This window comes from Legionella worsleiensis, from assembly GCF_001467535.1.
Classification (GTDB): Bacteria; Pseudomonadota; Gammaproteobacteria; order Legionellales; family Legionellaceae; genus Legionella; species Legionella worsleiensis.
The window spans coordinates 1-307 of sequence record NZ_LNZC01000018.1 but is presented as its reverse complement, the minus strand read 5'-3'; the positions used below and the strand labels follow the sequence as shown (position 1 = coordinate 307).

Here is a 307-nt window from a genome sequence, read left to right as displayed (position 1 = left end):
ATTGGTCGCAAAAGCATCATCAGCAATATCCACTACAGGATTAATGGTAATACCTACGGTATCGCTGTCGAGCAGCGCACCGTCGGTAGTACTCATGGTCAAGGTATCGGAACCGTGGTAATCCGCTACTGGACTGTAGCTTAAACCGTCTAAAGCCGCAGTGATTGCTGCAGGAGAACCACTTAAAGTAACCGATCCCGTGCCGTTATTGGTGATGGTCACCCCTGCAGTTGCAACAGCCGTCAAACTGCCGTGCAGTACAGAAACCGTAGTCGTCACCACCGCACTGTCAATATCGGCCACACTC

At 51.1% G+C, this 307-nt stretch carries 1 protein-coding gene; it reads right to left on the bottom strand.

From position 1 onward, the window contains the following. A partial coding sequence (locus Lwor_RS13860) for a hypothetical protein (protein ID WP_202967152.1) occupies nt 1-307 on the bottom strand: 307 nt, incomplete at both ends.